This window comes from Streptomyces laculatispora (genome assembly GCF_017353455.1).
Classification (GTDB): domain Bacteria; phylum Actinomycetota; class Actinomycetes; order Streptomycetales; family Streptomycetaceae; genus Streptomyces; species Streptomyces laculatispora.
In genome coordinates this window covers 1-9,737 of record NZ_JAFMPZ010000084.1, presented here as the reverse complement: position 1 = coordinate 9,737, position 9,737 = coordinate 1, and the positions used below count along the sequence as shown (strand labels likewise).

The following is a 9,737-nucleotide window of genomic DNA, read 5'->3' as shown; positions in this document are numbered from 1 at the left end:
CTCCAGTACTGCCGTCCGTTGCCCAGCCGCCCGCCGAGCCCGGCCCGGAAGAGCGGGAAGAGCCGGCCCCAGGCCCCGCCCTCCCGGGCGACGACCAGTCCGGTGCGGGCGTGCACGGTCCGCACCCCGGCCTCCTCCGCGGCGGCCGTGGCCTCTTCCCACTCCACGCACACCGACGGCAGGAACCCGTCGCCGGGCGGCGCGCTCTCGTCGACCGCCCGGTCCCCGGTGTCGCCGTAGAAGCCGATCGCGGACCCGGCCAGCAGTACCCTCGGCGGAGTGTCGAGCGAGGCGACGGCCTCCGCGATCGCGGCGGTGCCCAGCACCCGGCTGTCCCGGATCTCGCGCTTGTACGCCTCGGTCCAGCGGTGGTCGCCCACTCCGGCCCCGGCGAGGTGGACGACGGCGTCGCAGCCCACCAGTCCGGCCACGTCGACGTAACCGCGCTTCGGGTCCCACTCCACCTCGTCGCCGGACCGGGCCGGGTGCCGGACCAGCCGGACCACCTCGTGCCCGTCGGCCCGCAGGGAGCGCACGAGGGCCGCTCCGATGAGTCCGGTCGATCCGGTGACGGCAATGCGGGAGCGCAGCATGCTGCCATCCTGCCGTACGAACCGGGCAGGGGCGGCGTGGCACAGTTGCGCGCATGTCCGAGATTCCCGCGCACCAGGCCCACCCCGTCCGTCCCTCGGTCCTCTCCGACGAAGCCGCTCTCGGTGAACTCGACCGCTCCACCTGGTCGACGCTGCACGCCGTGTCGCCGAGGCCGCAGCCGCCGTACCCGCCGTTCTTCGACGACAGCCACCGGCCGCCGGACTTCCTGGTGGCCGAGGCGCGGGACGCGGCGGGCGAGGTGCGGCTGGCCGGGTACACCAGGCTGGTCCCGCCGACCCCGCTGGCCTGCAATACGCACGTACGCCAGATACAGGGCCTGGCCGTGGCCGACTGGGCCCGCGGCCGGGGGATCGCCAGGGGGCTCCTTCGGGCGGCGATGGCGGTGGCGCGGAACCAGGGCGCGAACCGGATGACCCTGCGGGTACTCGGGCACAACACGCCCGCGCGTGCGCTGTACGCGTCGGAGGGGTTCGTCGTCGAGGGAGTGCTGCCCGGTGAGTTCTTCCTGGGCGGGCGCTATGTCGACGACGTGCTGATGGGGCGCTCGCTCGCTCCTTGAGCGGGTCGCCGCTCAGGCTCTCCGCTCAGGCCGTGAACAGCCGCATTCCGCCGGTGAGTTCGTGCAGGCAGCGCACCGCGAGGTCGGCGGGGGAGCCGGCCCCGGTCGTCGGGGCGTCCGTGCCCGCCCATGTCTCCAGCGCCACCCGCACCGCGTCCGTGGCGGCCGCGGCGGCGAGCCGGATCTCCAGCGGGTCCGCCCCGTCGCCCGCCAGCCGGCTCAGTACCGGCAGCAGCCGCTCCTCCGAATCCTGGTTGACCCGGTACCAGACGGCCCGTAGCGCCGGATCGTCCTGCGCCGCCCGCAGCAGCCCGCGCGTCTGACCGAGCTGCTCCGTGGCGTGCTCGTCGCCCGGACTCAGTGCCTCCGTGACCGCCCGTTCCAGGACCCCGGCGAGCGGGGCGCCCGGCTCGGCCGCTCCGAGCAGCGCCTGCCAGCGTTCGGCGCCGCCGGTGAGCAGTGGCCCCACCGCGTCCTGCTTCGAGCGGAAATAGCGGTAGAAGGTGCGCAGCGCGACACCCGCACGGTGGGCGATGTCCTCCGCCGTGGTGCCGTCGGGCCCGCGCTCGGCGAAGAGCGCGGCGGCCGCGCGTGCGATGTCCAGCTGGGTCGCGGCCTTGCGGCGTTCGGTGAGTGACGGCTGCTGGGGGCTCATTCCCCGCAGATTACCCCGGCCGGGCCCGATCCGCATCGACCTGATGCGCGAAATGCCGTCGTGGCAAAACGCGCCACAGAGGCGTACGGTGGACAAGAAATGAGATTGTCATCGGGGGATTCGAGATCGGGAGACCTCATATGAACCGCTACGAAGGCCGACGCGTACTCATCACCGGCGCGGGCTCCGGCATCGGACAGGCCACCGTCCACCGCGTCCTCGCCGAGGGCGGCCGCGTGGTCGCCGCCGATGTCAGCGAGGCGGGCCTGAAGGCCACGTACGGCACCGCCGAGGCGAACGGCACCGCCGGCCGCCTCACCACCACCGTCCTCGACATCTCGGACGAGACCGCCGTCCGGACCGGCGTCGCCGCCGCCGTGACCGCCCTCGGCGGACTGGACGTGCTGGTCAACGCGGCGGGCATCCTGCGCTCGGAGCACACGCACAAGACGTCGCTGGAGTTCTTCAACAAGGTCATCGCGGTCAACCTCACCGGCACGTTCCTGATGATCCGCGAGGCGATACCGGCACTGCTGGCGGGCGACAAGCCGGCCGTCGTGAACTTCTCCTCGACGTCGGCGAGCTTCGCGCACCCCTACATGTCGGCCTACGCGGCGAGCAAGGGCGGCATCCAGTCGATGACCCACGCGCTGGCCGCCGAGTACAGCAAGCAGGGGCTGCGCTTCGCCGCCGTCGCGCCCGGCTCGATCTCCTCCGACATGACCAGCGGCAACGGCCCGGGGCTCCCGGCCGACGCCGACATGTCGCTCTTCGCGAAGCTGGCCCCCGCGCTGGGCGAGGGCTTCGCCAGCCCGGACACCGTGGCGGGCGTCGTCGCGATGCTCGGCTCGCAGGACGGCGCGTTCATCACCGGTACGGAGATCCGCATCGACGGCGGCACCCACTACTGACCGGGAGCGCGGGTGGGAGCGGCAGGGCTCAGACGCTGCCGAACCGCTCCTGGAGCAGCGGGAAGCGGTCGGCCAGGGCCGCGTCGTCCTCGAAGCTGAACGCGGTGCCCTCCGGCTCGGCGGGCTGGGGCGGCAGCCCGAGGTCCGGCGCGACCACCCCGGTGAGCTGCTCGTACGCCTCGTCGGCGGCGTAGCCCAGCTCTTCCGCGTCCCCGTCGAGCTCCTCGTCGAAGTCGTCGAGGAGCTCGGCGAGGCTGTCCGGATCGTGCACGGCGCCCTCGAAGATCTCCCGGCCCTGGCCGATCAGCCAGCAGCGGAAGTAGTCGAAGGCGTCGTCGCTCGCCCCGCCGAGCAGTACGGTGGCGGCGCCCCACAGATCCCAGCGGTAGGCGCGGTTGTAGCGGGCCTCGAAGTGCCGGGCGAAGTCCAGCACGGAATCGGGATCGAGCTGCACCAGGCGTTCGACCAGCAGGTCGGCGTGGTCCTCGGGGTCACCGTCGGCGGCCTCGCGGGTGCTGTCGATGAGCTCCCAGAATTCCGTCTCGTCCATCACGGGTCCAGCATCTGCCTTGGCGGCGGGCGACGCACGCGGAGACACCGAAATGAAGCCTTACGGCTCCCCCGGGGCCGTTATCGGGGCCGCCGGTAGAGCGCGTGCAGCTGTTCGGCGGCGGCGGCGAAGCGGCTCCGCAGCGCGGCCGGCTCCAGGACCTCCAACTCCGGTCCCAGGGAGAGCAACTGGCCGTACGCGACGTCCAGGGACTCGACCGGCAGAGTGACCGTCACCCATCCGTCGGCCCCGGGCGGGCCGGCCGCGTCCAGGGCGTCCCGGGCGGCGACGCGGTCCACGGTGTCCGGCAGTCGGCCGGCCGCCGCCCCCGAGAGACGCAGCGTCACCTGGGTACGCAGGATCGACCGGGCGAACTGGGCCGCGCGCTCGTTCCAGAAGCCCGGCAGGTCGAAGCCCTCGTCCCGGACGAACCGGGTGTCCGACACGGCGACGGCCGTGAAGCGGTCGATGCGGTACACCCGGAAGTCGTCCGCCGCGCGGGCGCAGAGGTACCAGACCCCGGCCTTGAGCACGAGTCCGTACGGCGCCAGCTCCCGCTCCACCTCGGTGTCCTGACCGGCTCGCCGGTAGCGCGCCAGAACCGTCCGGTCGTCCCGGACCGCCTCGGCCACGGCAGGCAGCAGTTCGGGGGTGGCCGGTTCCCGGTACCAGCCGGGTGCGTCCAGGTGGAAGCGCCGGCTGACACCGGTGGAGGCGTCCCGCAGGGAGGGGAGAAGGGCCGCCGACACCTTCAGCCGGGCGGCGGACGCGGCGTCCTGAAGGCCCATCTCGCGCAGCGCGGAGGGCAGCCCGGAGAGGAAGAGCGCCTCGGCCTCGTCACGGGCGAGACCGGTGAGCCCGGTGCGGTACCCGCCGACGAGCCGGTACCCGCCCGCGCGCCCCCGCTCCGCGTAGACCGGGATTCCGGCCTCGGAGAGCGCCTGGGCGTCCCGGGTGACGGTCCGCTCCGACACCTCCAGCTCCCGGGCGAGCTCGGCGGCGGTCATGGCGGGGCGGGACTGCAGGAGCAGCACCATTCTGATGAGCCGGGCAGCACGCATGCGGCCATTGTGACCGCGCCGCGGGGCGCGTGTTCCTGCGGCCCGGGGTGGTGGGCGTCAGTCGCCGGCCGGGCTGGGTTCGGCCTCAATCGCCGGCCGGGCTTGAAAGATGTCCTCAATCGCCGGACGGGCTTGGAAGATGAAAAATCAAGCCCGTCCGGCGATTGAGGACAAAGTCTGTGCCGGAGCGGGGCAGACGCACGCGGAGGACGGGGCGGGCAGCCGGGCCCGCCCCGTCCTCCGGGCCGTCAGAGCCCGTACCGCTCGCGGGCCTCCTTGACCGCCGACGCGGTCACCTCGCCACGGCGGGCCAGCTGGGCCAGGGCCGCGACGGTCACCGACTGCGCGTCGACACCGAAGTGGCGGCGGGCGGCCTCGCGGGTGTCGGAGAGGCCGAAGCCGTCCGTGCCGAGCGAGGACCAGTCCTGCTCCACCCACTGGCTGATCTGGTCCGGCACCGCGCGCATCCAGTCGCTGACCGCCAGGACCGGACCCGGTGCGCCTTCCAGCGCCTGGGTCACGTACGGCACCCGGTGCTCGCCGCGGAGCAGCGCCTCGTCGCACTCCAGCGCCTCCCGGCGCAGCTCGCCCCACGAGGTGGCGGACCAGACGTCGGCCGTGACACCCCAGTCCGCGGCCAGCAGCTCCTGGGCCTCCAGGGCCCAGTGGATCGCCGTACCGGACGCCATCAGCTGAAGGCGCGGCGCGTCCGCCTTCGCGGGCGCGCCCTCCTTGAAGCGGTAGAGGCCCTTGACGATGCCCTCCTCGACGCCTTCCGGCATCGCGGGCTGCGGCTTCGGCTCGTTGTAGACCGTCAGGTAGTAGAAGACGTTCTCGGCGTCGGGGCCGTACATCCGGCGCAGACCGTCCTGGACGATCACCGCGATCTCGTACGCGAACGCCGGGTCGTAGTTGAGCGACGCCGGGTTCGTGGACGCGATCAGGTGCGAGTGACCGTCCGCGTGCTGGAGGCCCTCGCCCGTGAGGGTCGTGCGGCCCGCCGTGGCACCGACCACGAAGCCGCGGCCGAGCTGGTCGCCCAGCTGCCAGAACTGGTCACCCGTACGCTGCCAGCCGAACATCGAGTAGAAGATGTAGAACGGGATCATCGGCTCGCCGTGCGTCGCGTACGACGTGGAAGCGGCGATGAAGTCGGCCATCGCGCCGGCCTCGGTGATGCCCTCGTTGAGGACCTGGCCGTCCTTGGCTTCCTTGTAGTACATCAGCTGGTCGCGGTCGACCGGGTCGTACGTCTGGCCCAGCGGCGAGTAGATGCCGGCCGACGGGAACAGCGCCTCCATACCGAAGGTGCGGGCCTCGTCGGGGACGATCGGAACCCAGCGCTTGCCGGTCTCCTTGTCCCGCATCAGGTCCTTGGCCAGGCGGACGAACGCCATCGTGGTGGCCAGTTCCTGCTTGCCGGAGCCCTTCTTCAGCGCGCTGAACGCGCGCTCCTCGGGCTGCGGCAGGGCCACCGCGTGCACCCGGCGGGCGGGGGCGGGGCCGCCGAGGGCGGCACGGCGCTCCTGGAGGTAGCGGACCTCGGGGGAGTCGGCGCCCGGGTGGCCGTAGGGCACCAGGCCCTCGTCCAGCTTCGAGTCCGGGATCGGCAGCTCCAGAAGGTCGCGCATGGCGCGGAACTGCTTGCCGTCGAGCTTCTTCATCTGGTGGTTGGCGTTGCGCGACTCGAAGCCCGGGCCGAGCGTGTAGCCCTTCACCGTCTGCGCGAGGATCACGGTCGGCGCACCCTTGTGCTCGACTGCGGCCTTGTACGCCGCGTACACCTTGCGGGCCTCGTGGCCACCGCGCGAGGTGTGGAAACACTCGGCGATCTTCGCGTCGGTGAGCAGCTTCGCCAGCTCGGCGAGAGCGGGCTCGGCGCCGAAGAAGTGCTGCCGGATGTAGGCGACGTCGCGGGTGGCGTACGTCTGGAACTGCGCGTCCGGGACCTCCCGGAGCCGGCGCACCAGCGCGCCCGTGGTGTCGAGCTGGAACAGCTCGTCCCAGGCGTTGCCCCAGAGCGTCTTGACGACGTTCCAGCCGGCGCCGCGGAACGCGCCCTCCAGCTCCTGGACCACGCGGAAGTTGGCGCGGACCGGACCGTCGAGTCGCTGCAGGTTGCAGTTGATGACGAAGGTCAGGTTGTCGAGCTGCTCACGGGCCGCGAGGGCGAGGGCGGCGGTCGACTCGGGCTCGTCCATCTCGCCGTCGCCCAGGAAGGCCCAGACGTGCGAGTTCGACGTGTCCTTGATGTTGCGGTTGGTCAGGTAGCGGTTGAAGCGCGCCTGGTAGATCGCCGAGAGCGGGCCGAGGCCCATCGACACGGTGGGGAACTCCCACAGCCAGGGCAGCCGCCGCGGGTGCGGGTAGGACGGCAGACCCTCGCCGCCCGCCTCCTGGCGGAAGTTGTCGAGCTGCTGCTCGCTGAGCCGGCCGTCCAGGAAGGCGCGGGCGTATATGCCGGGGGAGGCGTGGCCCTGGATGTAGAGCTGGTCGCCGGAGCCGTCCCCCTCCTTGCCGCGGAAGAAGTGGTTGAAGCCGGTCTCGTACAGCCAGGCCGCCGAGGCGAAGGTGGCGATGTGGCCGCCGACGCCGAGCCGGGAGCCACGGGTGACCATCGCGGCCGCGTTCCAGCGGTTCCAGGCGGTGATCCGGGACTCCATCGCCAGGTCGCCGTCGAACGCGGGCTCGGCGGCGGTCGGGATGGAGTTGACGTAATCGGTCTCCAGCAGTTTGGGCAGCGCGAGACCGGCGCCCTCGGCATGCTGGAGCGAGCGGCGCATCAGGTATGCGGCGCGGTGCGGGCCTGCGGCCTTGGTGACGGCATCGAGGGAGGCCGCCCATTCGGCGGTCTCCTCGGGGTCGCGGTCCGGGAGCTGGTCGAGCTCGCTCGGAAGCTTTCCTACGGGGTCGGTCATGTTCGCCGCCTTCCGGTGAGGAGGGGGGTGGAGAAGTCCCTGGCTGGCAGGACAGGGCGATGGGGCCGGTGGGCCCGCTGGTGAACTCTAAGTCGCCGATCGATGATCGATCAAAGGATGAAAGGCAAAACTTCTCGATATGAAGAAAGTGGCATGGGGTGCCGCAGAACGGGGCACGGAGTGACGGGATATATCAGGCAAAACAGGCGCTCGCCTGCACAGGAGAGCGCCCCTCACGACAGATGCGTACCCGCCCGGGAGTCAGCCGACACCCGGCCGGCACTCGGCCGCCATGCGTTTCAGGCGCGCGGTGCGCAGCCGAGCACATGCGCCTTGACCAGCACACCGATCTCCGGGTCCTTGCGCAGGAACGCCTCGATGAGCGCCTCGTGCTCCTCGGCGTACGACTTCTGCACCGTGCCGAGCCAGCGGATCGAGAGCGCCGTGAACACCTCGATGCCCAGCCCCTCCCAGGTGTGCAGCAGCACGGCGTTCCCGGCCGCCCGGACCAGCTCGCGGTGGAAACCGACCGTGTGGCGCACCTGGGCCTCGCCGTCGGCCCGCCGGTCCGCCTCGTACAGCGCCGTCACATGGGGCGCGAGCGACGAGCAGTCCTCGCCGAGCCCGGGGGCCGCCAGTTCCGCGGCGATCTGCTCCAGACCGGCCCGGACCGGATAGCTCTCCTCCAGATCGGCCGCGGTGAGATTGCGGACCCGGACGCCCTTGTTGGGTGCCGACTCGATCAGCCGGAGCGTCTCCAGCTCCCGCAGCGCCTCGCGCACGGGCGTCTGGCTGACCTCCAGCTCGGTGGCGATGCGCCGCTCCACGATCCGCTCGCCCGGCTTCCAGCGCCCGCTGACGATCCCGTCCACGATGTGCTCGCGGATCTGCTCGCGCAGCGAGTGGACGACGGGCGGGGTCATGTGTGGCTCCTTCGGGGCAAACCGGTGCTGCCTGCACCCACCCCCGCTGCCGGGGGCGACAGGTGGTGTCTAGACAATACGGCGGCGCCCCCGCCCGGGAGTGTTCCGGACGGGGGCGCCGCTGGTGAGGCTGGTTACAACTGCGGTGCTCAGAGGCCGAGCTCGACCTCGAACTCACCGGCCTCCAGGATCGCCTTGACCGCGGTCAGGTAGCGGGCGGCGTCCGCGCCGTCCACCAGACGGTGGTCGTAGGAGAGCGAGAGGTACGTCATGTCGCGGACGCCGATGACGGTGCCCTCGGCGGTCTCGATGACGGCCGGACGCTTGACGGTGGCGCCGATGCCCAGGATGGCTGCCTGGTTCGGCGGCACGATGACGGTGTCGAACAGCGCACCGCGCGAGCCGGTGTTGCTGATGGTGAAGGTGGCACCGGACATGTCGTCCGGCGTCAGGCCGCCACCGCGGGCCTTGCCGGCCAGCTCGGCGGTCTTCTTCGAGATACCGGCGATGTTGAGGTCGCCCGCACCCTTGATGACCGGGGTCATCAGACCCTTCTCGGCGTCCACGGCGATGCCGATGTTCTCCGAGTCGAAGTACGTGATCGTGCCTTCGTCCTCGTTGATCCGGGCGTTGACGACCGGGTGGGCCTTCAGCGCCTGGGCAGCGGCCTTGACGTAGAACGGCATCGGGGAGAGCTTGACGCCCTCACGGGCCGCGAAGGCGTCCTTCGCCTTGTTGCGCAGCTTCATCAGCTTGGTGACGTCGACCTCGACGACCGTGGTCAGCTGAGCCTGCGAGTGCAGCGCCTTCATCATGTTCTCGCCGATGACCTTGCGCATGCGGGTCATCTTGACCGTCTGACCGCGCAGCGGGGACACCTCCAGCTTCGGCGCCTTGGAGGCGGCGCCTCCGGCAGGCACGGCGGCGGGTGCCGGGGCAGCGGCGGCCTTGGCGGCCTCCGCGGCGGCGACGACGTCCTGCTTGCGGATACGGCCACCGACGCCGGTGCCCTTGACCGCGCCCAGGTCGACGCTGTTCTCGGCGGCGAGCTTGCGGACCAGCGGCGTGACGTACGCGCCGTCGTCACCGGAGGTCGCGGCCGGAGCGGCCGGGGCCGCCGGGGTGACCGGAGCCGGAGCGGCGGCGGCGGGCGCCGGAGCGGCCGGTGCCGGAGCGGCGACCGGTGCGGCGGGAGCAGCCGGAGCCGGGGCCGGAGCCGCCGGAGCCGGAGCAGCCGGAGCCGGGGCGGCCGGCGCGGGAGCGGCCGGTGCCGGAGCAGCCGGAGCAGCGGGCGCCGGAGCGGCGGCGGCCGGAGCCGGAGCAGCGGCCGGAGCGGCACCGGGGGCACCGATGACGGCGAGCTTGGCGCCGACCTCGGCGGTCTCGTCCTCGGCGACGACGATCTCCAGCAGCACACCGGAAACCGGGGCCGGGATCTCGGTGTCGACCTTGTCCGTGGAGACCTCCAGGAGGGGCTCGTCCTCCGTGACCTCCTCGCCGACCTCCTTCAGCCAGCGGGTGACGGTGCCCTCGGTGACGCTCTCG

Annotated in this window: 9 protein-coding genes; 2 read left to right on the top strand and 7 right to left on the bottom strand. The window is 72.0% G+C overall.

The features are described 5' to 3' along the window. Positions 1-593: NAD-dependent epimerase/dehydratase family protein (locus J1C73_RS04660; RefSeq protein WP_207315211.1), on the bottom strand; the 593-nt coding region annotated here is incomplete at its 3' end. Positions 594-646: 53 nt separating this feature from the next. On the opposite strand from J1C73_RS04660, the gene J1C73_RS04655 reads away from it, so the two are divergent. Beyond that, positions 647-1,174: a GNAT family N-acetyltransferase gene (locus tag J1C73_RS04655; protein WP_207315210.1), complete on the top strand. Its 528-nt coding sequence runs from the start codon at positions 647-649 to the stop codon at positions 1,172-1,174. A gap of 25 nt (positions 1,175-1,199) precedes the next feature. Here the strand turns inward: J1C73_RS04655 and J1C73_RS04650 are convergent, their stop codons facing one another. Next, positions 1,200-1,829 (bottom strand): TetR/AcrR family transcriptional regulator, encoded by a 630-nt coding sequence (locus tag J1C73_RS04650; RefSeq protein WP_207315209.1) that lies wholly within the window; start codon positions 1,827-1,829, stop codon positions 1,200-1,202. 140 nt (positions 1,830-1,969) lie between these two features. On the opposite strand from J1C73_RS04650, the gene J1C73_RS04645 reads away from it, so the two are divergent. Further along, a complete protein-coding gene (locus tag J1C73_RS04645; protein WP_124283864.1) occupies positions 1,970-2,740 on the top strand; it encodes an SDR family NAD(P)-dependent oxidoreductase in 771 nt (256 codons plus the stop codon). 28 nt (positions 2,741-2,768) lie between these two features. On the opposite strand, the gene J1C73_RS04640 is transcribed toward J1C73_RS04645, so the two are convergent. The 5 genes from J1C73_RS04640 to sucB all read right to left on the bottom strand — a co-directional run. Next, positions 2,769-3,290, bottom strand: coding sequence for a DUF4240 domain-containing protein (locus tag J1C73_RS04640; protein ID WP_207315208.1), 522 nt, complete (start codon positions 3,288-3,290; stop codon positions 2,769-2,771). Positions 3,291-3,370: 80 nt separating this feature from the next. Beyond that, positions 3,371-4,351, bottom strand: coding sequence for a helix-turn-helix transcriptional regulator (locus tag J1C73_RS04635; protein ID WP_207315207.1), 981 nt, complete (start codon positions 4,349-4,351; stop codon positions 3,371-3,373). Between the two features lie 248 nt (positions 4,352-4,599). Beyond that, a complete protein-coding gene (aceE, locus tag J1C73_RS04630) occupies positions 4,600-7,269 on the bottom strand; it encodes a pyruvate dehydrogenase (acetyl-transferring), homodimeric type (RefSeq protein ID WP_207315206.1) in 2,670 nt (889 codons plus the stop codon). 299 nt (positions 7,270-7,568) lie between these two features. Further along, positions 7,569-8,192, bottom strand: a complete 624-nt coding sequence (locus tag J1C73_RS04625) for a GntR family transcriptional regulator (protein ID WP_207315205.1) — start codon at positions 8,190-8,192, stop codon at positions 7,569-7,571. 149 nt (positions 8,193-8,341) lie between these two features. Then, positions 8,342-9,737 (bottom strand): 2-oxoglutarate dehydrogenase, E2 component, dihydrolipoamide succinyltransferase (gene sucB, locus J1C73_RS04620; protein ID WP_207315204.1); only part of this gene is annotated, 1,396 nt, incomplete at its 5' end.

Excerpts from the sequence above, each read along its gene's own strand:
- J1C73_RS04625 (WP_207315205.1), bottom strand. The coding sequence starts at position 8,192 with ATGACCCCGCCCGTCGTCCACTCGCTGCGCGAGCAGATCCGCGAGCAC.
- J1C73_RS04650 (WP_207315209.1), bottom strand. The coding sequence starts at position 1,829 with ATGAGCCCCCAGCAGCCGTCACTCACCGAACGCCGCAAGGCCGCGACC.
- aceE (WP_207315206.1), bottom strand. The coding sequence starts at position 7,269 with ATGACCGACCCCGTAGGAAAGCTTCCGAGCGAGCTCGACCAGCTCCCG.
- J1C73_RS04635 (WP_207315207.1), bottom strand. The coding sequence starts at position 4,351 with ATGCGTGCTGCCCGGCTCATCAGAATGGTGCTGCTCCTGCAGTCCCGC.
- J1C73_RS04655 (WP_207315210.1), top strand. The coding sequence starts at position 647 with ATGTCCGAGATTCCCGCGCACCAGGCCCACCCCGTCCGTCCCTCGGTC.
- J1C73_RS04645 (WP_124283864.1), top strand. The coding sequence starts at position 1,970 with ATGAACCGCTACGAAGGCCGACGCGTACTCATCACCGGCGCGGGCTCC.
- J1C73_RS04640 (WP_207315208.1), bottom strand. The coding sequence starts at position 3,290 with ATGGACGAGACGGAATTCTGGGAGCTCATCGACAGCACCCGCGAGGCC.